Genomic DNA, 25,298 nt, shown 5'->3' with positions numbered 1-25,298 from the left:
ATAATAATCAGCTTTTTCCATTTTATATCTGTACTACCAATGACACATTAACCACTTAATCTTTCTTATAACCTTGTGTTGCACGTGCCATTTTCTTTTGCTCGGTATAGGTAAGTTTTTTCTTACCCGCAAACGGATTAGAGGTTTCTCTAAATTCAATTCTAATTGGCGTACCCATAATTTTTAATGATTTACGATAGTAATTCATTAAATAACGTTTATAAGAAAGCGGTAAATTTTTCGCCAAATTACCATGAATAACGATAATTGGTGGGTTATAACCACCCGCATGAGCATATTTTAGCTTAATTCGACGACCATGATGCATAGGTGGCTGATGATCAAACACTGCCATATCTAGAATCTTAGTAACCATTGAAGTAGAGATGCGTTTAGTTGCTGAAACAAAAGCTTCTTCAACAGATTCGTATAAATGACCAACACCTGTTCCGTGTAATGCCGATATAAAATGAACACGCGCAAAATCAATGAAACCTAAACGACGATCTAATTCAGATTTTATACGCTCTTTAACATGATCATCTAAACCATCCCATTTGTTGACCGCTAAAACTAAAGAGCGACCCGCTTCAAGAATAAAGCCAAGTAGACTTAAATCTTGGTCACTTATGCCCTCTTGAGCATCAATAATCAACAAACAAACGTTCGCATCTTCAATCGCACGTAAAGTTTTAATAACAGAAAACTTTTCTACAATATCAGTAACATTCTTGCGGCGACGAATACCTGCAGTATCAATTAAGGTATAAGGACGGCCATTATGCTCCATTGGGATATATACGCTATCACGTGTTGTCCCTGGCATATCAAATACCACAACTCTGTCTTCACCTAAAATACGATTAGTTAACGTTGATTTACCAACGTTAGGCTTACCAATAATCGCTAACTTTATGGTGTCTGTTTCTTCGGGTGCTTCATCAATATTTTTTTGATCGAGTGCTTCATGATCGATATTTTCGTCATAATCACCGTCAAATTCATCATTTTCTTGAGCTTTTGGCCTACCCAGTTCTTCAATATGAGGCGTTAGCGCTAAGGTTAATAGTTGTGTAACCCCACGACCATGTGCTGCCGCAATTTGGTGAACTGCATCACCTAAACCAAGCGAATAAAAGTCAGCAACGGCAGAGTCGGCATCTATACCGTCTACTTTATTGGCTACTAAGAAGACTTTTTTATCTTGCTTACGTAAATGGCTCGCAATACCTTGGTCAGCCGAGGTTAAGCCCGCTCTTGCATCGACCATAAATAACACAGCATCTGCTTCATCAATCGCGATCAATGATTGCTCTGCCATGAGTGCATCTATACCTTTCTCGTTGCCTTCAATACCACCAGTATCAATAACAATAAAAGGATGTTCTTCAACTTCCGCTTTACCGTATTGGCGATCACGAGTTAACCCTGGATAGTCTGCAACTAAAGCGTCTCGACTGCGCGTTAGTCTATTAAATAATGTTGATTTGCCGACATTAGGTCGTCCAACAAGTGCTACTACAGGAAGCATGTTCACCTCAAATTTCTCTTTAAACTCAATATAACGTTAAAATTATATCAGTTTTATTAATAAACAACGGCTCCAGCACATTTTTGCACTGGAGCCGTTTATAATTTTAGTCTAAATATTCAACTAACCAATATTTATTAATCAGCCAGTTGAATACTTTATTTTGTAATAGTAATAGCTTCTAAGTCGCCATTACGTGCTTGACTGTATAAAACGTTATTTTCAACTGTTGGCGTTGAATGAATACCGCTACTGTCAACATGATGACGAGCGACTATTTCGCCTGTAGCTTGATCTAACCAATGTAAGTAACCTTCAAAATCACCGACAACTACATAACTTCCAAAAGGAACAGGTCCTGTTAAACCTCGGTTACTAAAAGATAATTGGCTCCATAGCTCTAAACCATTATTGCGATCTATCGCATATACATGTCCTTTAACATCAGTTAAAAACAAGCTATTACCACTGATCGATATTTCACGATAAGAAGAATATTGGCGCTGCCATAATACCCGTCCTGAACGTAATTCAACCGCACTTAAGTTACCGCGCGAAGACACTGTATAAATATTATCGCCATAAACTAAGGGAGTTGAATCAACATCGATAACACGTTCTAGTTCTGTCGAACCTGCCGCTTCACCGATATCTACAGTCCAGCCTTGACGACCTTGTTCAAGCAAATAAACAGATAATGAACCGTCAGCCGAACCAACAATAACACCGCCACCGGCAATTACGGGTGCACTAATGCCTCGTAAAGTCAGTGGTGGAACGTCTTGTTCAACTTGCCAGTCGTCCTGTCCATTTGAAGCATTAAATGCCTTCATCACACCAGAAGCGGTGTTAACCACTAGCTTTCCAGAGTCAAGCGCGGGTGCAGCAATCACTTCACCTTTAACTTTACCTCGCCATGACAATTTACCGCTGTCAGCTTCAAGGGCAAAAACATCACCATTCTCGCTACCGAAAAAAACTTTATTAATACCAGCAACAACACCACCACTAATTAAAGCTGGTACTTTATCGTCGAAAAATCCACGTTTATTTTCTATGTCACTTAAGTCTGCATGCCAAACTTTTTCACCGGTATTTTCATCGAATGCAAAGGCTTCACCTTCACGACTTGCACTAAAAACTTTTCCATATGCAACAACAGGTTGAATGCGAGAGAAGTAACGTCCGACACCATCACCTACACTTGCATCCCATTTTACAACGGGCTCAAACAATGCTTCGATTTCGGTTAATTCGGCGACCTTTAGATCTTCGTCTTCATCATCTGTAGATGAACACGCAGAAATCCCTATCGCTAAAAAACAGATAGCAAGTAGGCTTTTGTTAAAGCGTTTACTGGTAAACATGCTTACACCACTCTCTATTTGTTTAAGTTAATGACTTGCGCTAAGTTATCTAATTTCATTTGTAAAGCAGGGTTAGTTCCATCAGTGGCATCATCAATTGCCGCTTGATAAGCATTACGCGCTAACTCTGTTTTACCTTGTTTAAAGTAGATATCACCTCTAATTTCTTCAACGCTAGCGTCAAATGACGCGGGTAATTTTGGCGTTAATGTCGCTAGCGCTGCTTCATATTCCTCTAATTGTAACTGCACTCGAGCTAAGCGCACAGTAGCAATTGCTTTAATACCGTCATCAACTGATTTTTCAATTGCAGTGCTTAAATACGTTTGAGCTTGCTGCCAGTCTTGTTTTTCGGCAGCTTCTTTAGCTAAAGCAATAGCCGTTAACATGGTATAACTAGATGCCTCATTCTCAGCAATAAAAGCTTTACCTGCGGCTTCAAAAGCAGCGCTATCTTCAGTCGCAGCTTCAATCATCGTTTGATAGGCTTCAGAAGTATTTAACTCTTGTTGTAATTTATGGTCGTTATAATAATTAAGGCCAATAAACCCTGAAAAACCAATGGCTAAACCTGCAATAATTGCATTACCATTGTTACTCCAAAAACTTTTGATTGCTTCGACTTGTTGTTCTTCTGTTTGATGTATATCCAAAACTAACCCTTAAAGTAAATTTGTTAAAAGACTTGGCACTTGCTCAAGTGGAATACTTTGTTGTTCTTGTTGTCCACGCAAATATTTTACGGTTACCGTTTTTTGAGCTATTTCATCTTCACCAAGAATCAATGCTATTTGGGCACCCGATTTATCCGCACGCTTCATTTGTTTTTTCATATTGCCGCCACCGCAGTGACATTGTAACCGAATATCTGGCACCTGATCTCGCCATTGTTCTGCTAGGCCGTTAGCGGTGATTTCAACATCATTTCCCAGCATAATAACGTAAGCATCTACTTGAGCTCTAATATTATTAGCTTTTTCTAAACTGGTCAGCATTAACACTAAACGTTCAATGCCTAAAGCGAAGCCAAATCCTGGTGTTGATTTGCCACCAAGTTGTTCAACTAAGCCATCATATCGGCCACCAGCACAAATAGTACCTTGGGCACCTAAGCTAGAAGTCACCCATTCAAAAACTGTGCGATTATAATAATCTAAGCCGCGGACTAAACGATCGTTAACCACATACTTTATACCAGCAGCATCTAAGCGCTGACAAACTGAGGTAAAATGTTCACTAGACTCTTCACCAAAGTAATCCGCTAATTTAGGTGCGCCAACCAATGCTGCTTGAACATCTGGGTTTTTACTGTCCAACACACGCAATGGGTTGGTGTGCATACGGCGCTTACTATCTTCATCTAACAGATGTTCTTTTTCCGTTAAAAATATCACGAGCGCATCTCGATATTTTGCACGCTCTTCGTTCGAACCCAATGAATTTAGTTCTAGTGTGACAAATTCATTAATACCAAGTTCCCGCCAAAGTCGAGAAGTTAACATAATGATTTCAGCGTCAATATCTGGTGTTGCTATACCAAAGGCCTCTAAGCCAAACTGGTGAAATTGACGGTAACGACCTTTTTGTGGACGTTCATGACGAAACATTGGCCCCATATACCATAAGCGCTGCTCTTGGTTATACAGTAATCCATGTTGATTACCAGCACGTACACAACTGGCAGTACCTTCTGGTCGTAATGTTAAGCTATCACCATTGCGATCTTCAAAGGTATACATTTCCTTTTCAACAATATCAGTAACTTCGCCTATAGAGCGTTTAAATAGAGCCGTTGACTCGACAATCGGCATACGTATTTCAGCAAAGCCGTAATTACTGGCAACTCGGCGCAATACCGCTTCTACCATTTGCCATATACCTGTTTCATTAGGTAAACAGTCGTTCATACCTCTAATTGCTTGTAGTGCTTTACTCACGTATCATTTTCTCGCTAGTGTTTATCTATTCAATTATCTATTCATTGCTTATACAAAGAATAATTTTATCGGGCGCGCAAACATATTTTACCGCGCGCATAGTATAGGCAGTTTGCTATCAAACGTAAATAACAGTGCGATAGCGTAATGAATTAAGCCTTATTAATCGATCTCTTGTATCGCAATTTTATAACTTGCATCAAGCATTTTAGCTTTTGCGCGAATTCGTTGTTCAAGTTGGTCAACGAGATTATTGTTATCAAAGCGCTCTTTTTGACGAATACCATCAAGGTAATAGCCACTCTTTTTACTGCTGCCGGTTAAACCTAAATCAGAGATTAGTGCCTCACCTGGTCCATTAACAATACAGCCAATAATTGAAACATCCATCGGCGTCATAATGTCTTCAACACGTTGTTCTAAGGCATTTACTGTTGAGATAACATCGAACTCTTGACGTGAACAACTCGGGCAAGCAATAAAGTTTATGCCGCGACTGCGCAGCTTAAGTGATTTTAAAATATCAAAACCAACTTTAATTTCTTCAATAGGATCAGCGGCTAATGACACTCTCAAGGTATCGCCAATGCCTTCAGCAAGCAATAAACCAAGCCCTACTGATGATTTAACTGAGCCTGAGCGTAAACCACCCGCTTCTGTGATGCCTAAATGCAAAGGGTTATCTATTTGTTTCGCTAATAAGCGATAAGCACCAACGGCAAGAAAAACGTCCGAGGCTTTTACGCTAACTTTAAACTGATCAAAGTTTAAGCGATCAAGAATATCCACATGGCGCATGGCTGATTCTAACAGTGCTTCTGGTGTTGGTTCGGTATATCTTTCTTGAATGTCTTTCTCTAACGAGCCACCGTTAACGCCAATTCTAATAGGGATGTTATTATCACGAGCGCACTCAACAACAGAACGAACCCTGTCTTCACGGCCAATATTACCTGGGTTGATGCGTAAACAGTCAACACCATATTCCGCTACTTTTAAGGCAATACGATAATCAAAATGAATATCAGCAACTAACGGAATATTAGTTTGTAGCTTTATTTCACGAAAGGCTTCAGCAGCGTCCATTGTCGGTACACTTACACGAACAATATCAGCACCAACAGCTTCAAGTGCATTAATTTGTGCAACCGTTGCAGCAACATCAGTGGTTAGCGTGTTGGTCATGGACTGAACTGTAATAGGTGCATCGCCACCAACGGGCACATTGCCAACCATAATCTGGCGGGACTTTCGACGAATAATAGGAGATTCTTTAAACATAATAAAACTTCAATATTGTTACGTTAATTAAACAAGATTTTACCGTATTAAGGCACTAGTGGTAATGAAAACTTGGCAATATTCCCAGCATTATAAACAGCTAAATCAACGGGGACATCATTGTAATCTATTTGTACTAATTCAGGTTTTCCTAAAGTAATCGAGAAAGGCGCTTGACCTGAAATTCGCATAATATAGCCAGACTTTTTTACGCCCCAAGCAAGTCTTTCACCTGTAGCATCATAAATATTAACCCAACAATCACCAGAGAAAGTAAATACCACATTAGCAGCTATGGTCGATGCGCTTTGCTCAACAACCTTCTCATTAGGTAAGCTAGCTTGAGCGTTGTTTGAGTCACTGTTTAATGACATATTTTCATCTTTCAGCGCTGCTGTTTTACCGGTGCTTTCTACAGTTACGTTTGTTTCAGTATTAATAGCGTTAATGTCAGCAACCATTGACTCGCCATCTTGTGTGGTGCTTTCATCTGTTGGACTGTTGCTATCTGTTAAATTACTTTGAGCAATAGCACTATTTTCTAAAGCTGATATCTCAGTAGGAGCAACCTCTATCGGTTCTGGTTGCTCAGAAGGTGTTTGCAGCCACCAAACTACAGTTGCGGTAAATAATATCGCTAAAATAAGGTAAGTGATCCACATTAGCATGTTGTGTTCAGCTTGTTTTGCAGTGCCTTTGGAGAAGCTTTGCATGCCAGCACATTCGCGCTGTGTGACCGCTAATTGGTCGTAACTGTTTAGAACATCGGCTTCTGCAATATTAACCAACTTGGCGTAATTTTTAAGATAACCACGATTAAAAGCCTCAGGTAAATTACGGTCAAATTTATTAATTTCAATATCTTGTACTAAGCGGGTTCTAAAATTAAGTTTGTCAGCAACTTGCTGCTCGCTTAATCCACGCATTTCTCGCGCTTCTTTGAGCATATGCCCAGGACCCTGTACTGTTAAGTCTTCTACAATTTCTGTAGCGTCATCATGTTCATTTTTCAATGTATTAAGCTCTTGCTTCATCAAGCGTTTCTCTTAGCGTTTAGTCGCTGATTTTGGATCTGCGAGATAGAGAACATCACCAATTTTTAAAAGATAAGGGCGGCGTAACTTATTCCAACGCTCTAAACTTTTCATCACAATATTGTAATGCTTAGAGATAGCAAACAAACTATCGCCTTTTATAACAACATGGATAGGTAATGACACCATAGGTGTTCTATTTATTTCTGATTTAACAGCTGTTTCTGTCACCGTTTTTTCGCTCAGTATGATGTCATCACTTTGCGTTGGAATAGCCTGTTTCTTTATCGGCTCTTCTTTAGCCACAGGTTTTTGTATATAACCTTCATCACCATTACTTGCGTGGTTTATTTCTCCAGACTTTACTTTTGATTCCGCTTCTTGCTCGTTTGTCGGCATAACAGAATTAGCCATAATAGGCTTTAAACCATGACGACTTAAGCTGTCGTTTTCATCCGAAGATGACGTTTTAGGTGATAATACCACAATCCGTTTTTTACTTTTTCGACTACTATGGTCAGAAAGTGAAGCGCGGTAATCTTCAGCTAGTTTGTCCGCATCAATCTGATAAAGTTCATTTAATATGTACTGTTTAGCTTCAAAAGAATTTGGAAACATTTTAACTAGCATATTGCCATAGTTTTTAGAAATACGCTTATTACCTTGGTTATCGAATATTTTGAAAGCTAAAGCTAAGGCATCGGCAGTAAATCGACGTGTCGATTTTTCATAACGGTGGAGGTAACTTTGCGCTAACTTATAATCACTTTTTGCATATTGTAAGCGCATCATTTGTAGCAGAGAACTCGCTCTGTTTGGGCTATGAGCTATTGCTTTTTCAAGGTATGTTTGGGCTTTATCGAACTGTTTTGCTTTCAATTGACATAAAGCTAAGTTTTCGTAGCTTTGTGCAACTAAAATATAGCTAGGAATAGCTATCGCCCGTAACATTTGTTTTTCAGCGGCGTCATACTTTTCGTGTCGACATAAAAACACACCATAATTATTAAGTGTATCAGCATCTTGATCATTAATGCTTAACGCATGTTCATAGGCTTTCGTCGCTAAAACAGGCTCCCCAACCGTGTCGTAATAATGAGCAAACGCGGTATGAACTTGTACTAAGTTAGGCGAAAAACGCTTTGCTTTTTCTAAATTCAATTTAGCTTGTTGGGTATTACCCATCTTCAAATAACCTAACCCGAGAGATATTCGCGTCATGGCTATTTCATTTTTACTCGATTCATTTTCAATTAACGGCGTGTCTTTATCATTGCCATAATTTTGCGTCACACAAGCCGTTAATGTACTTGTCGTTAGCAACGCGATAAATAACGGTAATAATTTTTTCATAATTAAGGAGCTGTCACTTAGTAAGTTTTGATTTAAAAGCAATTAAACCATCTTTACTGAAATTGACTCAGCTTTCACCTCTTTTTTTCCTGTTCGCTTCGTTCTGTCTAAAACTTCACCCGCTAATTGTCCACATGCCGCGTCAATATCGTCACCACGTGTACGACGTGTGATCACTGTAAGACCATAGCTTTGTAGTACTTTATCGAAGCGGTCAATACGGGAATTACTCGAACGTTTATATGGCGAGCCTGGGTAAGGATTAAATGGGATAAGATTAATTTTACTCGGTAAATCTTTCAAAGCATGCGCTAATTCATGTGCTTGATCGGTACTATCGTTAACATGATCAAGCATTACATATTCTATTGTCGCCTGTTTATTAGCTTTTGAACCGTCGATATAACGACCCGCAGCTGCAATAAACTCTTCTAATGGATACTTTTTGTTAATCGGTACTAATTCGTCACGTAAAGTGTTGTTACCCGCATGAATAGATATCGCCAATGCGCAGTCAATTTTTTCTTTTAGCATATCTAAGGCCGGTACCACGCCTGAGGTACTAACCGTTACACGACGTTTCGATAAACCGTAGCCTAAATCATTTAACATAGTATCTAATGCTGGGATCAAATTTTTCATGTTAAGCAGTGGCTCACCCATGCCCATCATAACTATATTAGTTATTGGGCGTGTGCCAGCAATGCGTGTGGCACCAATATCATTAGCTACGCGCCATACTTGACCAATAATTTCTGCCATAGAAAGGTTACGGTTAAAGCCTTGCTGCGCTGTAGAGCAAAAAGTGCATTCCAATGCACAACCTACTTGAGAAGAAACACAAAGCGTTGCCCGGCCATTTTCAGGGATCCAAACCGTTTCAATTTCCTGTCCGCCTTCAAGGCTTAATGCGTATTTTATAGTTCCATCGCTTGATACTTGTTTTTCTGAAATCTCCGGCGCTTTAATTTCAGTATCACGTTGCAATTTTTCACGTAATTTTTTATTTAAGTTGGTCATCAACTCAAAATCGTCGTAGCCGAAATGATACATCCACTTCATAATTTGGTCAGCACGAAATGGCTTTTCGCCGATTGAAGCAAAATACTCTCGCATACCTTGATGATCTAGGTTGAGTAAGTTAATTTTTTTCTTCACTGGGGTTACAACTTCGGTTACATCACTCATGATAAAAGCTTCTCAAAACTACAAAAATTACAGAACAAATTGTACGCTTTTTGTGCAAAACAAACAATTTAGTGGCTCTATTTTAAATCTTTAAAGGACTTAAACTAAATAAAAGTCAATGTTCTCAGTAGTATGCACACTGATAAAAACACTCAATTTTATATGGTCTTAAAATAGACAAAAGGATTTTACCGATTAATCAGTAAAATCCTTCAAATTAATTTTTAAACTATATGAGGTAGTCCTTAATTAGACCGCCTAATATATAAATTTAAAATTAACGTGTACGTGAACAAAGTTCTTCGTCAGCGAAGAAATAAGCAATTTCACGTGCAGCAGATTCTAAAGCATCGCTACCGTGAGCTGCATTTTCGTCAATTGAATCAGCAAGATCAGCACGAATAGTGCCCGCAAGCGCTTCAGCAGGGTTAGTAGCACCCATGATTTCACGGTTTTTAAGAACAGCGTTTTCGCCTTCTAAAACTTGCACCATTACAGGGCCAGAAGTCATAAATTCAACTAAAGCACCAAAGAAAGGACGTTCGCTGTGCTCAGCGTAAAAACCTTCAGCTTTTTCTTTTGATAAATGAACCATTTTTGAAGCAACGATTTTTAAACCAGCAGTTTCAAAACGGTTGTAGATTTGACCAATTAAGTTTTTAGCAACTGCGTCTGGTTTTACGATAGAAAAAGTACGTTCGATAGCCATGATAGCCCTCTCAATAAATTAGAATTAAAATACGGTATAAATTTTGGCGCGATTATAGACGAATTAAAAGCAAATGCCTAGGGTTATCATTTTAGTCTGAGAGTTATTGGCGGGCATATTTCAGCCGAAACTCGACAAAGTTTAAGCTTTTAGTTCCAGCTTACTGGTTTTAAATAACAATAAAAAACGCTCATCAATGTGAGCGTTTTAAATCTAACTAATATGACAAATTATATTTTGATAGATATTAATAACCGTTAAATACTCACTCTACGATATTGACGATATTGTGGTGTCCAAAAATTACCCTCTATATTTTCCACCAGTTGCTCATCTGATAGTGGTAACGCTAACCCTTGCTCGAAAGCGACTTTAGCAACCGCAAAAGCTATTTTTTTGCTTAAGTCTGCAATTTCTACTAATGGTGGCAACAATTCCCCAGTACCTTTATTAGCTAGAGGTGAGGCTTGTGCTAGCATGGCACTTGCTGCCATTAGCATTTCATCGGTAATACGATTAATGTTTGCTGCCACTACACCCAAACCAATACCCGGAAATACATAGCTGTTATTACATTGGGCAATTGGGAAAACATGACCTTTATATTCAACAGGATCAAATGGGCTACCTGTGGCAATAATAACTTCACCTTCAGTCCAGTTAATCACTTGTTCTGGCGTAGCTTCAACTTGTCGGCTTGGGTTGCTCAACGGGAATATTATCGGCGTATTGCAATGAGATTTCATCGCTTTAATTACCGCTTCAGTGAATAAACCTGGCACACCGGAAACGCCAATTAAAATGGTGGGCTTAGCGCCATGCATTACCTCAAGTAAAGAAGCGTAATCACCTTGTGTATTCCAGAGTTCTACAGCTGACTTTTGCTGTACAAGTTGCGCTTGAAAATCTCGCAAGCCGGCCATCCCTTCAGTTAATAAACCAAAGCGATCAACCATAAATATTTGGCTACGTGCTTGTTGCTCAGAAATGCCCTCACTGACCATTTGTGAAATAATTTGTTCAGCAATACCACAACCGGCGGAGCCAGCACCTACAAAAGCGACACGTTGTGCTGATAGCTGCTCTTTTTTAGTTCGACATGCTGCTAATAATGTTCCAACGGTAACTGAAGCCGTTCCTTGTATATCATCATTAAAACAACAAATTTCATCGCGATAACGCGTTAACAATGGTGTGGCATTGGGTTGTGCAAAATCTTCAAACTGTAATAAAACATTTGGCCAACGGCGTTTAACCGCGTTAATAAACATATCTAAAAACTCGTCGTATTTATCTTGTTCAATACGAGGATGGCGCCAGCCCATATACATAGGATCTTTTAATAACTTTTCATTATTAGTACCAACATCAAGCATCATAGGTAAGGTGTAAGCCGGACTAATGCCACCACAGGCTGTATAAAGCGATAGCTTTCCAATCGGGATGCCCATACCACCAATACCTTGATCACCTAGACCTAAAATTCGCTCGCCATCGGTAACAACAATGACTTTAACTTTATTTTTTGTCGCATTACGTAAAATATCATCAAGCTGGTGGCGCTGATCATAGGAAACAAACAAGCCGCGAGAGCTCCGATAAATATCTGAAAATTGCTCACACGCATCGCCAACAGTAGGCGTATAAATAATAGGCATCATTTCAGCTAAATGTGCCTGAACTAACTTATAAAACAAGGTTTCATTGTTGTCATGTATAGCGCGAAGATAAATATGCTTATTTAAATTAGTTTCAAAACTACGATACTGCATATAGGCACGTTCAACTTGTTCATCAATAGTTTCAAAACGTGGTGGCAATAACCCTGTTAAATTAAAATGAGAGCGCTCTTCCTCGCTAAAAGCGCTACCTTTATTTAGTAATGGTGTTTCGAGCAAACTTGGGCCCGCGTGTGGAATATATAATGGACGTTGATTTTTTTCAGTTGTCATAGTGCAGCATGTTCTTTATATTTTAAGTGAATGACGAATATTCATCACAGTAATAGTGATGGACACAGTATAGCCAAATATCACTTTTTGAAAAGAGATAACCCACAATCGCTGAGTTTTAATTGCCCGCTAGATATGTATGAGCATAATCTTAATCAGCTTCAGAAATCCAGGCTAACTGGATAGCTTCAAGTACGCGTTCACCGCAATGCTTAGGGTCATCATCAAAATTTTCTAGCGCTAGTACCCATTGCATTAACTCAGGGAAGTGCAATTTCAACGGGTCTACATCTGGATGTGCTTCGATTAGATCGAGTGCTATTTCAAGTGAGTCTGTCCAACGATAAGTCATAGTATTACCTTTTTATTTTGTTAATTAATAATTAAGCCAAACCACAAACTATCAGCAATTAACATCAACACCAACCACAAAATAATCATTCGTGATTTACGACAAAATTGGCAGTCTGTTTGCCACCATTGTTTAAAAGACGATTTATTCAAAATTTATTACTTAAATAAGTTTTCATATGAAGAGTATAATACCAATTAATTAAATTATTTGATCATGAGTCATACAAGGAAAATGCATTAATGTCACCGATAAAGTTTACTAATACCGAAAAGTCCCTATTAATAGACAAACTACAAAGCTATTTTATTAAAGAATTAGATCAAGAGCTTGGGCAATTTGATGCTGATTTTTTACTCGACTTTTTTACGGAAGAATTAGGTGCAGTATATTACAATCGTGGTTTGTATGACGCACAAGCACTTATGGCAGAAAAAATTGAATTAATTTCAGAACAAATTGTTGAATTAGAATTACCGGTATCTTAAGCACAATGCATAATTAGTATAATAACGACCCATTGTTTGATTTACAGCAAAGTTATTATTTTTTAATCACGTTATTATCGCCTCAATGTAAACATTAAAGGTTTGACTATGATGCAAATTACCGACTCAAAAGAGGCACACAAAATAGCGCCATTATTTAGGCTTGGCTTTCGTCCTTTCTTTCTCGGTGGTGCCTTATTTAGTGTTTGTACCATGCTATTATGGCTTATGCTATACAGCGGAGTGCTAAATTTTCAACCTTTAGGTGGTGGTTACTGGTGGCATATTCATGAAATGATTTTTGGTTTTGGCTGTGCGATTATTGCTGGTTTTCTTTTAACCGCGGTACAAACATGGACTGGATTGCCCAGTGTGCAAGGAAAAACGCTTACCACTTTATTTGTTTTGTGGTTAATAGGACGAGTGGTCGTAATGTATCCTAGTCTCCTGGGTACAACGTTTACTACCCTAATAGATCTAGCATTTTTACCCACTGTTGCTTTTATATTGGCGAAACCAATACTGGCCGTTAAACAATATCGTAATTTATTCTTCGTACCTTTATTGGTAATTTTTACCATCGCTAATGCAGAAATGCACGCTAGTATTTATTACCCAAATTCAGTCTCTTCACAATCTGCGGGTTATGCCGGTGTAATGTTAATTACATTGCTTATTTCAATTATGGCAGGCCGCGTAGTCCCCATGTTTACCGCTAATGGCACAAAAACAACTAAAATATCAGCACTACCTTGGCTTGATAAACTGACCAATGGTTCACTCGCGCTCATTACTATTCTCCTCTTATTACATCCAGCTATTGGTATGAACAGTTTTTATATCGGTGTAATTTTAATTTTTGCAGGAATTTTTCAAACTATTCGTTGGTTCAGGTGGCGTCCATGGATCAGCTTAGGCATGCCATTACTATGGTCATTACACCTTGCAATCAAAGCCTTAGCCTTTGGTTTAATATTGCTTGGCATGAGTTATTTAATCCCTAAAATTCCAACTAACCATATTTGGCATTTACTCACAGTTGGTGGCATCGGAGGTGTTATCCTTGCGATGATCTCTCGGGTGTCTTTAGGCCATACTGGCAGAACATTACAAGCCCCTAAACTTATGTCATTAGCTTTTTTAACTATAGTGCTAGCGAGTTTATTACGTAGTTTTGGTCCTTGGTTCATGCCAACAAAAACCCTGCTATTTATTGATATTAGTGGTTTGCTTTGGATAGTGAGTTTTACCCTCTTTATTATTTTTTACGGGCCCATGCTATTAAAAGCACGCATTGATGGCCGCCCTGGGTAACGTATATTGATTTGCTATCTGTATTTATTGAGTCGCTCATCAGGGAAAAGTGATATAAACTTAGCAAAATTTTTTATTCTGAGTGAGCAACATGCGCGCGGTATTTTTAGACTATCAAACCTTTAGCCCTTCCCTTGACTTATCTGAGCTTAATCAGGTAGTTAGTAAAATCGATTTACATGAGACAACAGCACCAACTGAAATTTTTAAACGCTGTGAAAACGCTGAAATTATATTGAGTAATAAGGTTGTTCTTGATAGCGACACACTGAAGAAATTACCGCATTTGAAATTAATATGCATAACCGCCACCGGTTATAATAATGTAGATATTGTTGCAGCGCGTGAACTTGGTATAGCGGTAACTAACGTTAGCGGTTATGCACAAAACTCAGTTGCCCAATATGTATTTGCTCAGCTGCTAGCCTATTACAGCCGAATCGAAAATCACAATAACAACACCCGTAATGGTCAATGGCAAACAAGTGAAACATTTTGCTTGCACGGTAAGGGCAGCGATGAGTTAACCGGTAAATCCATTGGTATTGTTGGTTATGGTGCATTAGGTAGTAAAGTGGCGACCATTGCCCGCGCTTTTGACATGAAAGTATTGATAGCCGAAAGACCAAATGCACTGACCATACGTAAAGACAGAGTCGCTTTTGAACAAGTCGTTGCCCAAGCCGATATCATCAGCTTACACTTTCCACAAACGGAGGATACTGAAGGCTTTTTCAACGCAGATATATTCAAAGCAATGAAAAGTAGCGCAGTATTAATTAATACTGCCAGAGGCGCTTTAATTAACAACCATGACTTATTAAATGCATTAAATAATAACCAATTAGCTTGTGCAATTTTAGATGTATTAGAGCAGGAGCCACCGCCAAAAGATCATATTCTTTTAGCCGCTCAATCAACTAAGCTAAAAATAACCGCGCACATCGCCTGGGCAAGCCAACAAGCACAGCAAGCCTTACTTAATTTAGTCGCCAACAATATAACGGCATTTAAGCAAGGCAATCGCACCAATCGCATCGATTAATATCTTTAAGCGAAAACCACATAACTAAAGTAAAGTGCTAAATTTTAGGACTAAAACCATTGGTCTTTAATTTTACCATAATGAAAATAGCCCCATTGCCCTACGCGCCTTAATGGCGCAAAGGGAAATTTTGGTAATGCTTTATTGTATAAAGGTAAATTAGGCACCGGTTTTTCCGCCACTTTCTCCGCTAAACGTTTGCCGGCCTGTACTGAGAATGCTACGCCACTGCCACAATAACCCATACTATAAAATACTGACTGTTCATCATTTTGGTATATGTGTGGTAAGTCATCCAATGCCATACAAATCCAGCCAGACCAAGCATAGCTATATTTTAGGTTAGCCAATGCTGGGAAACTTGTTTTAAGCACTGAGAGTAAACGTTGTGCATAATATGGATCGTCAGCACTTTTCCCCGTTATAGCGCCCCTACCACCAAACAATATTCTATTATCAGGTAACTTGCGGTAATAATATTTAAGCGCTCGGGTGTCCATCACAACATTTGAGGTTAAGAAATTACAGGCTACTATTTGTGCTTCACTCAAAGGCTCGGTAACAATAATTTGCGAAAGTACTGGCAGAGTTCTGTCGGTTATCAACGAATGAAAGTTTTTCGGGGTATAACCATTAGTGGCTATAACTACTTTTTGCGCGCTGACAATGCCGTTAGGGGTATGCAATTTTTGTTTATTATCTTGCGACTTCCAATGGTTTACAGGTGACGCACAATGCACTTTTACGCCAGCTTCGCGTGCTAATTTTTGATAGCCCCAAGCAAGTTTTAACGGGTTTACACCAAAACCATCTTTATAACGAATTGCGCCATAGGCATTACGATCATCCATATACTGTTCGCGCACTTGGTTTTGTGACAAAATTTCCACGTCATAACCAAACATATTTTGCTGAAGTTTTGCCAACTCAACCAATTCTTTAAGTTTGTTAGCTTTATGTGCAACTTTTATGTAACCGGCACTTTGCTGATCGCAATCTATCCCTTCATTAATCAATGAATTAACTGTTTCAACGCCCGCAGCCATTTCTTGATAAATACCGCGCATAACCTCTTCGCCCCATTGTTTAGCCATTTGGCCATAGGACTTTCGACCAGAAGATTTTAAAATAAAACCGGCATTGCGACCGCTACAACCCCAAGCAGTTTGATTAGCTTCTAAGACATGCGCTTTAATGCCATGTTCTCGAGCTAAATGTAGGGCACAAGACAGGCCAGTATAGCCAGCGCCAATAATGGCAACATCAACATCAAGATCCGCAATCACTGCGCCATCATGTTCAGGAGCTATGCCTGATACATTTGCCCAATAACTTTCGGGGTAGGCTTCATTACAGCCCGGAGATAAATCATGCAATGGATCGTACATTTTCACTTCCAAATTTTTTAAATTTTTTTTAAGCGCGCGCGCTTAAAGTATCTCAGAAAAAACAGTACAATACTGTAATGACTAACTCAATAAAAACAAAATCATGAGCATAACGCTTAACTATCAACACTTAACACCTGCTGACTTTGACCTTGTTATTCAATTAGCTACTGAGGTTCACGGTGAGGGTTATATTGATAAAACAAGTATGCAAGCTTGGTATGAAAAAGGCATTAAAAATAACATAAACGCTAGTTTTGTCGTTTATCATAATAAAAAATTAGTCGGATTTAGAATTACTTATGCTGCACAACAGTGGCAGATAGATAAATGGTGTTCAACTGAACTCTGGCCAGTACCTGCTGAACAAGTTTGCTATTTCAAATGTAATACGGTTGATGAGCACTATCGCGGCCACGGCGTTGGTGGTGAACTTTTAAAACGCTCAATTATCGCAACTAAAGCCCAAGGAGCACTGGCTGGTGTTAGCCATTTATGGAGACCAAGTCCGGGCAATAGTGCCGTCAAATACTTTACTAAATGCGGAGGCATATTAATTAAAGATCACCCAGACCGCTGGCATGAAATCAGCTTAGCTGGCTATGATTGTCCGATATGTCATCATGACTGTCATTGCGAAGCTGCAGAAATGATGATTATTTTTCAATAGGCCTTGATAGACTCTTTTGCAACGGGCCCAGTGAGCAAAAGTATATTGGTTATTAGTGTCACTAATAACCAATATACTCCAGACAATTAGCCAAATATTTTACGTAATATTGAAGGCTTTTCTATCACTTTATCAATAACTAGTGGCGAACATTCTGGCAAGGCTTTAAAGCAAGATAAACTTGGAAATTCAACATCGAGTTTACCGTGTTCATAATCACCAGTCGCTGGATTAAAGCGATATTCTTTACTCCAGACCGTTATATTTTCAGTCACTTGATTAATCGCGTCCACCACATAAGCGACTTCTTTGTCTGATGTGGTAGGGTGAAACGACGCTCGGATCCAACCAGGCTTTTCAGCGTAATCACCTAAATCTATTTGCTGTGTTATTTTTGACGAGGTATCTTGATCAACATTTAAAAGAATATGGCCATAAGTACCCGCACATGAACAACCACCTCGAGTTTGCACGCCAAATTTATCATTTAGTAGCCGCACAATTAAATTATAATGCGCGCCAGGTACATAAAATGAAACAATAGCGAGGCGATCACGAATATTAGGTTCAAGCATCACAACATGCTCATTTTTAGCTAAACTGTCCATCACATAGTGGGTAATTTCAGCTTCGCGTTGCTGTATATTTTCAACCCCCATCGCATCTTTTACTTTAATGGCTAAAGCGGCCTTAATGCATTGTAAAAACCCTGGTGTGCCACCATCTTCACGCATTTCTATATTATTAAAGAAACTATGCTTACCCCAAGGATTGGTCCAGGTAACTGTACCTCCGCCGGGATGATCTGGCACTTTGTTTTTATAAAGCGCTTTATTAAACACCAACACGCCAGAACTACCAGGACCACCTAAAAATTTATGCGGCGAGAAGTAAATAGCATCTAACGCTTGTTTAGGGTTACTTGGGTGCATGTCGATATCAACATAAGGGGCAGAAGCGGCAAAATCGACGAAGCACAAACCGCCATGTTGGTGCATAATTTCAGCAAGTTGATAATAAGGGGTTTTTATACCCGTAACATTTGAACAGGCAGAAAATGAGCCTATTTTTACCGTCCTGTCTTGGTATTTTTCTAACAACTGCGCTAAATGTTCTAAAGAAGGTAAGCCATTGCTATCTGGATCAACAATTTCAAGCGTCACATCACATTCATACCAAGACGTTTGATTAGAATGATGTTCCATATGCGTTATAAAAACTACAGGTCTGTCATTTTCTAAAAAGCTAACTTGCGCTTGCATGCGCTCAGGGATGCGCAAACCTAAAATACGTTGGAATTTATTGACCACCGCAGTCATACCTGCACCCGCCGTGATCAAAACATCATTATCGCAAGCGTTTACATGACGTTTAATGACATGTTGAGCATCGTGGTAGGCGTGAGTCATAGCACTACCGGTTAGATTAGTCTCAGTATGTGTATTAGCGACATACGGTCCTAATTCATTGGTAATGTAATCTTCAATCGGTTGATATAATCGGCCGCTGGCGGTCCAATCAGCATAAATAATATCAAGCGTTTGGCCATTAATTTTATGCTGTAGATTTTGTCCAATAACATGGTGCCGAAATGGCAAAAAATAACTTTCCAATGACATACTAGCTAGCTCTTAATTTTCTATAATAAAAACATACTAGCACCATTCGACTTTTGAACAATATAAAACTAACAAAACAACATTAATAGCAAAATAAATCTAAAATAAAAGAAAATAAAGGACATACTTACCAATAACGGTATATCTACAGCCAAATATGAAAATAAATTTTAGTAATTTAGCTATATTGAAATGATTTCCTCAAAGTGACAAAAAATCACTACATTTTAATCGCTAATTTGCCAATTAATAACGCTTTTATTTTGCGTTTGTAACCAAGTATTTGCTTTAGAAAAGTGCTGACAACCAAAAAAGCCACGATAAGCAGAAAGTGGTGAGGGGTGTGGACCACTTAAAACAAGGTGTTTTTGCTGATCAATATTTTTACCTTTTTTCTGCGCATGACTGCCCCAGAGTACAAATACACAACCGTCATTGTGCCGATTTAGTTCTGCAATAATTTTATCGGTAAAAGTTTCCCAGCCTAATTTCGCGTGAGAATGTGCTTGCCCTTGCTTAACGGTAAGCACGGTATTTAGCAACAAGACTCCTTGCTCAGCCCACTCAGTTAAGTAGCCATGCTTTGGGGTAATAAAGTCCGTTATATCTTGGCTAAGCTCTTTATATATATTGACTAATGAAGGCGGAACTTTAATACCTTTACGGACCGAAAAAGCCAAACCATGCGCTTGCGACTCACCACTTTTACCTAAGCCATGATATGGATCTTGACCTAGAATAACCACTTTCACATCGGACAAATCAACCGTAGAAAAAGCGCTAAAAACATCTTCTTCAAGAGGGAACACAACTTCACCATTCGTTCGTTGTTGAGCAACTGTTTTGGATAATTGTTGAAAGTAATCTTGTTGTTGCTCATGGGCAATTATTTTTTGCCATTGAGGCTTTAATGTTGTCATAAAATTTTGTGCATCATGTATTTAATATCATGCTTATATTATGCGGTATTTCCTGCATGAATGTCATCGGTAGATACTGAGTATTTACCTGGAATAAAACACTGAGAAGCCATGTGAACATGGTGGTTGTCTATTTGACGGCTTAAATGCAGAGCTACAGCGAACAATCATTAAAGAGTGCACGTTATTTTCCTGTAGGTTGAGGTTGAGCTTCAGGCCATCATGCTCAATAATTCATTGACGCTGTAAAAGTTTATTTTTAACGAACAATCAAACGAAAAAAAGGCAGTAAAAACTGCCTTTTATAATGAACCTGATATTTTCAACGAGCAAGGTACTATGCCATTAAGTAAGCTCTAAGCTCGGCAAAATCAGTGGTACTTGTAGTAGATAAAATAGTTTCACTAGCACAATCGGCAAGCTCTTTTGGTAAGCCTATTGGTTGTCCTAAAGTACTTTCAACAATATCTTTAAATTTCGCTGGATGAGCGGTACCCAAAAACACACCGAATTCAGCATCAGTGGCATTATATTGCAATGCTCTGTAAGCCACTGCCGCATGAGGCTCACTTATGTAGCCAAGTTTTGCCAACTGGATCATAGACATTTGAGTTTGCTCTTCATCGATCGATACAGAACTAACGCAGTCTTGCTCAACTAAGCCGGCTTGTAGCATATGCTCAACACGTGGCCAGTTGTTAGGGTTACTAACATCCATAGCGTTAGAAATAGTTGCTACTGTGTCATTAGGGGTCCATTCGCCAGTTTGTAAGTAGCGAGGCACTGTGTCGTTGGCATTTGTTGCCGCAATAAAACGCTTAATCGGTAAACCTAATGCTTTAGCAAATAGTCCGGCGGTTAAGTTACCAAAATTACCACTTGGAATTGAAAAAACAATATCTTTTAAGGCATCATTACCTTTTTGGCGATAAAGTTGCGCAACCGCTTCAAAGTAATAACAAATTTGCGCTAATAAGCGACTAATGTTTATTGAATTCGCAGAGTTTAATCCGATAGTTTCTTTCAGTTCTTTATCTTCAAAAGACTGTTTAACTAGCGACTGACAATCATCGAAAGTGCCTTCTACCGCGATAGTTCTAATATTACCACCTAAGGTAGTAAACATTTTTTCCTGCAATAGGCTGATTTTTCCTTTCGGATATAAAATGACGACATCGATGTTATCAATACCATGAAATGCATGGGCAACCGCAGCGCCAGTATCACCCGATGTTGCCGTTAAAATAGTCACTTTTTTATTTTCACTGAACGCCTGTAAACATTTAGCCATAAAACGTGCGCCAAAGTCTTTAAAAGCCAGTGTTGGACCGTGGAATAATTCTAATATTGCACGTTTTTCACTGATAGGCTGTATTTGCGCTGGAAAATTAAAAGCATCGGTTACAATTTCAGTTAACTGTACTTCAGTTAAGTCTTCACTCACAAATGGGTATAACACCTTAACGCTGCGCTCAACCATAGGCAGCGCAAGTAAGGCTTCAATATTATCAAAACGAGGCAATTCTTCAGGGAAAAACAACCCTTGATTACGCCCTAAACCTTGCTTTACCGCACCAGCAAAACTGACTTGTTCATCGTTCTCTTTTAAATTATAAAATTTCACACTAATTTCCTATATAGGTTTAATCTCGTGCCTGCAAAGCAAAAGATTGAATTTTTACTCTGGTAAACTGACTGCACCTTGAGCATCAGCTCGACAAATATGCACAAATCCTTCACTTGCGCCGGACGGTGATATTTGCAAATAATTGTTGTTCAACCAATGGGCAAACTTTTCAGCTTTTGCTGCATCGTCAGTAACACAAAATAGCGTTGGACCTGAGCCCGAAATACCAACAGCTAAGCAACCCGCTTGCCTTAAGTAACTTACTGCATCGCTATAACCAGGTAAAATTGTTTTTCGATAAGGTTCAGCCACTACATCAGTCAATACCGAGAATGCCTGCACCTTATCACCGCGATGACAAGCGTCGACAAAGGTCGCTAAATTCTGTCCAAAGCTAATCAAATCTGCTCGCGAATAAGATGTTGGCAATATATCTCTTGCCGCTTTGGTTGATACTTCAATCCCTGGATATGCCATAACAAAATAGCAATCTTCAAATTGCGGTAAATTACGGGCAATTATATCTGGGTCTGGCACCATTAACTGCATACCACCTAAAAAACACGGTGCAACATTATCATAGTGTAGACTACCACTAATTTTTGCTTCCATTTGCCCCATCATTTTTAACAGTGCTCGCTGCGAAAAGCTAAACTGATGGTATTTTTCATAAAAAGCATTTAAACCAGCAATTGCCGCCACGACAGAACAAGCACTAGAGCCTAAACCGCTACCTACTGGCATACGTTTATCTAAGGTGATTTTGACTTCAGCAATAGTTTGCTTACTGGCAAAGAGCTCTTTATTAAATAAAAGTAAACAATCCCAAACAATATTTAGCTTAACATCGCTTGGTAACTTATTTGCAAAATTACCAATTACCTCTAACTGGTCGCCGTCATTACTATGTGTAACCGTAACAACATCACCTAATAATGTACCGTCGACGGGCTTAACTGCTAAACCTAAAACATCAAAACCAACATTAACATTGCCAATTGATGCTGGTGCAAATACTGAAACACTCATTAGTGCTGTTGCTCCCAAGCTAACGTTCTTAACACGTCACCGAAAACACCCGCTGCGGTAACTGCAGCACCAGCGCCATAACCACGTAAAACGAAAGGTAACGGTTGATAATAACGACTATGAACCGCTAAGGCGTTTTCGCCATCTTTAATACTATAGAGTGGATGATCTACGCCGACAGCTTCAATAGCCACCTGACACTTTCCATCAACAATATTACCAATGTATCTCAACACTTTACCTTCTGCTTTAGCTGCATTGATACGCTCAGCGAATGCCTGATCTAACGATGGCAAATTACTCATAAAGGTTGCTACGTCGCCACTAGCGTCAAATGAATCGGCTAAGACGGGTTCGATTTCAATGTCAGTTAACTCTAACGGCATACCTGCTTCTCTAGCCATGATAAGTAGCTTACGCGCTACGTCCATACCACTAAGATCATCGCGAGGATCAGGTTCAGTAAAGCCCTGTTCTTTTGCTAACGTTGTTGCTTGAGATAAAGTCATACCCTCATCGAGTTTACCGAATATATACGATAAAGAACCTGATAATACGCCCTCAAATTTTACCAGCTCATCACCCGCTTTTAGCAAGTTTTGCAAGGTATCAATAACCGGTAAGCCTGCGCCAACCGTTGTTTCATATAAAAAGCGACGGTTAGTTTTTTGAGCTGCCGTTCGTAATGCTTGATAATATTCCCAAGAATCTGTGTTCGCTTTCTTATTAGGCGTTACCACATTAAAGCCGGCTTCTAAATAATCAACATATTGCAAAGCAAGCGCTTCGTTAGAAGTACAATCAACTAATACAGGATTAATTAAATGGTTTGCACGAACAAAGTTTTTAATATTTTCAACGGTAACCGGCAAGGCTTCTTGATCTAAGTTTTCTTGCCAATTAGCAACATCGATACCTTCACTGTTAAACACCATACCTTTACTGTTAGCCAAGCCATAAACTTTCAGTGAAATATTATCTGTTGTAAGTTTTTCCTGCTGACGGGCTATTTGAGCCAGTAGCTCGCTACCGACAACACCACAACCAACCAAAAATACATCTATTGTGGGCTTGTGAGAAAAGAAGTTTTGATGACTAACTTTCATCGCGTCTGTACACTTTCTGCTTTCGATAACCACAGAAATACTACGCTCTGAGGAGTCTTGAGCTATGGCAACAACATTCACACGTGCTTGAGCAAGTGAACTGAAAAATTTAGCCGCAACACCTTGTTGATGATGCATACCATCGCCAACTAAAGACACAATGGATAATTTATGCGTTAACGTTAACGGCTCTAACAAACCGTTTAACAATTCTAATTCGAATTCTTCTTGTAAGCTTTGCTCGGCTTTATCAGCATCAGACGAATAAATACAAAAACTAATACAATATTCACTTGAAGACTGGCTGATTAAAATCAAAGAGATGTTTTCACGACTCATGGTAGCAAAAACCCGACTCGCCATACCGACCATACCTTTCATACCAGGGCCAGAAACATTCACCATGGTTAAGTCATCTAAGTTTGAAATAGCTTTAACACGCTTTTGCTGATCATTTTCATTAGCGATTAACGTTCCTGCTGCTTCAGGATTACCGGTATTTTTAATCAAACATGGAATGTGATGCTGAGCAATAGGACCGATTGTTTTTGGATGTAAAACACTCGCACCAAAATAAGATAGCTCCATCGCTTCTTGGTATGATAAATAATCTAATAATTGCGCTTCTTTTATTAAGCGAGGATCTGCGTTATATACACCGTCAACATCCGTCCAAATTTCGCAATATTCGGCCTCACTACAAACTGCTAATACTGCAGCAGAGTAATCTGAACCATTGCGACCTAATGTTGTAATATTACCAAGGCTATCAACACCGATAAAACCTGGCATAAGGGCAATCGTGTTAAGTTCGTTATAAACATGCTGAAATCTTTCTTTACATAACACTAAGTCTGCTACGGCATTCATCGAAACATCATTGGTGCGGAGAAATTTTTCGGGTTCAATAACACTCACTTCGATTGCATCAGCTGACAATACTGATTGCAAAAGTGCCACACTCAAACGCTCACCTATGCTAATAATACGTGCACGCACATGTTCAGGACAAAATGACAGTAGGGTTGCACCATGCAAGTATCGACTTAATTGATGTTCCCAAGTCGCGAGTACTTGCTCACTGTGTTGCGAGCAAAAATTCGGTAATCTCGCCGATAAGTCCTGAATAATATTTTCAATAGCGTGTTTAAAATGCAATAAGTCACTTTGCAGTTTTTCTTCATTAGAGATATTTTCTGCCATCGCCACTAAATGATTAGTAACGCCTTGTGGCGCAGAAACGACTATCGCAAGTCGAGACAACTGACTTTTGTTTTTGATAATGTTCGCCACTTCAATAAAGCGCTGGCCCGAAGCCAAAGACGAACCACCAAACTTTAATACACGCATTTTTACCCCTTAAACTCTAAATATAAAAAAAGCCCGTA

At 39.1% G+C, this 25,298-nt stretch carries 21 protein-coding genes; 4 read left to right on the top strand and 17 right to left on the bottom strand.

What is annotated here, in order from left to right:
- Positions 1–55: 55 nt before the first annotated feature.
- From der to iscX, 11 genes are all read right to left on the bottom strand, one after another.
- Entirely contained in the window at positions 56–1,531 is a 1,476-nt protein-coding gene (gene der / locus B5D82_RS11880; RefSeq protein ID WP_081151780.1) for a ribosome biogenesis GTPase Der, read from the bottom strand.
- Between the two features lie 158 nt (positions 1,532–1,689).
- Positions 1,690–2,898, bottom strand: a complete 1,209-nt coding sequence (gene bamB / locus B5D82_RS11875) for an outer membrane protein assembly factor BamB (protein WP_081151779.1) — start codon at positions 2,896–2,898, stop codon at positions 1,690–1,692.
- Positions 2,899–2,912: 14 nt separating this feature from the next.
- Positions 2,913–3,551: a YfgM family protein gene (locus B5D82_RS11870; protein WP_081151777.1), complete on the bottom strand. Its 639-nt coding sequence runs from the start codon at positions 3,549–3,551 to the stop codon at positions 2,913–2,915.
- A gap of 9 nt (positions 3,552–3,560) precedes the next feature.
- Positions 3,561–4,835: a histidine--tRNA ligase gene (hisS, locus tag B5D82_RS11865; protein WP_081151776.1), complete on the bottom strand. Its 1,275-nt coding sequence runs from the start codon at positions 4,833–4,835 to the stop codon at positions 3,561–3,563.
- Between the two features lie 162 nt (positions 4,836–4,997).
- The gene (ispG, locus tag B5D82_RS11860; protein ID WP_081151774.1) at positions 4,998–6,116 is read right to left on the bottom strand and encodes a flavodoxin-dependent (E)-4-hydroxy-3-methylbut-2-enyl-diphosphate synthase; all 1,119 of its coding nucleotides are present in this window, start codon (positions 6,114–6,116) and stop codon (positions 4,998–5,000) included.
- A gap of 47 nt (positions 6,117–6,163) precedes the next feature.
- Positions 6,164–7,150 carry a RodZ domain-containing protein gene (locus tag B5D82_RS11855; protein ID WP_081151773.1) on the bottom strand — a complete coding sequence of 329 codons (987 nt, stop codon included), beginning with the start codon at positions 7,148–7,150 and terminating at the stop codon, positions 6,164–6,166.
- A 12-nt stretch (positions 7,151–7,162) separates the two neighbouring features.
- Entirely contained in the window at positions 7,163–8,503 is a 1,341-nt protein-coding gene (gene pilW, locus B5D82_RS11850; RefSeq protein WP_157673889.1) for a type IV pilus biogenesis/stability protein PilW, read from the bottom strand.
- 42 nt (positions 8,504–8,545) lie between these two features.
- The gene (gene rlmN, locus B5D82_RS11845) at positions 8,546–9,691 is read right to left on the bottom strand and encodes a dual-specificity RNA methyltransferase RlmN (RefSeq protein WP_081151770.1); all 1,146 of its coding nucleotides are present in this window, start codon (positions 9,689–9,691) and stop codon (positions 8,546–8,548) included.
- Between the two features lie 277 nt (positions 9,692–9,968).
- On the bottom strand, positions 9,969–10,400 hold the full coding sequence (gene ndk, locus B5D82_RS11840) for a nucleoside-diphosphate kinase (protein ID WP_081151768.1): 432 nt from the start codon (positions 10,398–10,400) through the stop codon (positions 9,969–9,971).
- A gap of 257 nt (positions 10,401–10,657) precedes the next feature.
- A complete protein-coding gene (locus B5D82_RS11835) occupies positions 10,658–12,352 on the bottom strand; it encodes an NAD-dependent malic enzyme (RefSeq protein ID WP_081151766.1) in 1,695 nt (564 codons plus the stop codon).
- A 151-nt stretch (positions 12,353–12,503) separates the two neighbouring features.
- Complete coding sequence (gene iscX, locus B5D82_RS11830) at positions 12,504–12,704, bottom strand: Fe-S cluster assembly protein IscX (protein ID WP_081151765.1); 201 nt, start codon at positions 12,702–12,704, stop codon at positions 12,504–12,506.
- Positions 12,705–12,946: 242 nt separating this feature from the next.
- Between iscX and B5D82_RS11825 the strand changes: the two genes are divergently transcribed.
- From B5D82_RS11825 to B5D82_RS11815, 3 genes are all read left to right on the top strand, one after another.
- Positions 12,947–13,192: a DUF2164 domain-containing protein gene (locus B5D82_RS11825; RefSeq protein ID WP_081151763.1), complete on the top strand. Its 246-nt coding sequence runs from the start codon at positions 12,947–12,949 to the stop codon at positions 13,190–13,192.
- A 108-nt stretch (positions 13,193–13,300) separates the two neighbouring features.
- Positions 13,301–14,506, top strand: coding sequence for an NnrS family protein (locus B5D82_RS11820; RefSeq protein WP_081151762.1), 1,206 nt, complete (start codon positions 13,301–13,303; stop codon positions 14,504–14,506).
- Between the two features lie 91 nt (positions 14,507–14,597).
- Positions 14,598–15,551 carry an NAD(P)-dependent oxidoreductase gene (locus B5D82_RS11815; RefSeq protein ID WP_081151760.1) on the top strand — a complete coding sequence of 318 codons (954 nt, stop codon included), beginning with the start codon at positions 14,598–14,600 and terminating at the stop codon, positions 15,549–15,551.
- Positions 15,552–15,601: 50 nt separating this feature from the next.
- On the opposite strand, the gene B5D82_RS11810 is transcribed toward B5D82_RS11815, so the two are convergent.
- Positions 15,602–16,939, bottom strand: a complete 1,338-nt coding sequence (locus B5D82_RS11810) for an NAD(P)/FAD-dependent oxidoreductase (protein WP_081151759.1) — start codon at positions 16,937–16,939, stop codon at positions 15,602–15,604.
- A gap of 103 nt (positions 16,940–17,042) precedes the next feature.
- Here B5D82_RS11810 and B5D82_RS11805 point away from each other — a divergent pair, with 103 nt between their 5' ends.
- Positions 17,043–17,609 carry a GNAT family N-acetyltransferase gene (locus B5D82_RS11805; RefSeq protein ID WP_081151757.1) on the top strand — a complete coding sequence of 189 codons (567 nt, stop codon included), beginning with the start codon at positions 17,043–17,045 and terminating at the stop codon, positions 17,607–17,609.
- Positions 17,610–17,695: 86 nt separating this feature from the next.
- Here B5D82_RS11805 and B5D82_RS11800 read toward each other — a convergent pair whose 3' ends face one another.
- The 5 genes from B5D82_RS11800 to thrA form a co-directional block, all read right to left on the bottom strand.
- Complete coding sequence (locus tag B5D82_RS11800) at positions 17,696–19,228, bottom strand: aminotransferase class V-fold PLP-dependent enzyme (RefSeq protein ID WP_081151756.1); 1,533 nt, start codon at positions 19,226–19,228, stop codon at positions 17,696–17,698.
- A 227-nt stretch (positions 19,229–19,455) separates the two neighbouring features.
- Positions 19,456–20,148, bottom strand: a complete 693-nt coding sequence (ung, locus tag B5D82_RS11795) for a uracil-DNA glycosylase (protein WP_081151754.1) — start codon at positions 20,146–20,148, stop codon at positions 19,456–19,458.
- 337 nt (positions 20,149–20,485) lie between these two features.
- Positions 20,486–21,772, bottom strand: coding sequence for a threonine synthase (gene thrC, locus B5D82_RS11790; RefSeq protein ID WP_081151753.1), 1,287 nt, complete (start codon positions 21,770–21,772; stop codon positions 20,486–20,488).
- A 54-nt stretch (positions 21,773–21,826) separates the two neighbouring features.
- Positions 21,827–22,804, bottom strand: coding sequence for a homoserine kinase (thrB, locus tag B5D82_RS11785; protein ID WP_081151751.1), 978 nt, complete (start codon positions 22,802–22,804; stop codon positions 21,827–21,829).
- Positions 22,804–25,260 (bottom strand): bifunctional aspartate kinase/homoserine dehydrogenase I, encoded by a 2,457-nt coding sequence (thrA, locus tag B5D82_RS11780; protein ID WP_081151750.1) that lies wholly within the window; start codon positions 25,258–25,260, stop codon positions 22,804–22,806. Before thrA ends, thrB begins: the two co-directional genes overlap by 1 nt.
- Positions 25,261–25,298 lie beyond the last annotated feature (38 nt).

The organism is Cognaticolwellia beringensis (genome assembly GCF_002076895.1).
In the GTDB taxonomy this organism is placed as follows: Bacteria; Pseudomonadota; Gammaproteobacteria; order Enterobacterales; family Alteromonadaceae; genus Cognaticolwellia; species Cognaticolwellia beringensis.
The sequence above is the reverse complement of the archived record's forward strand: the minus strand, read 5'-3'. Positions and strand labels throughout refer to the sequence as shown.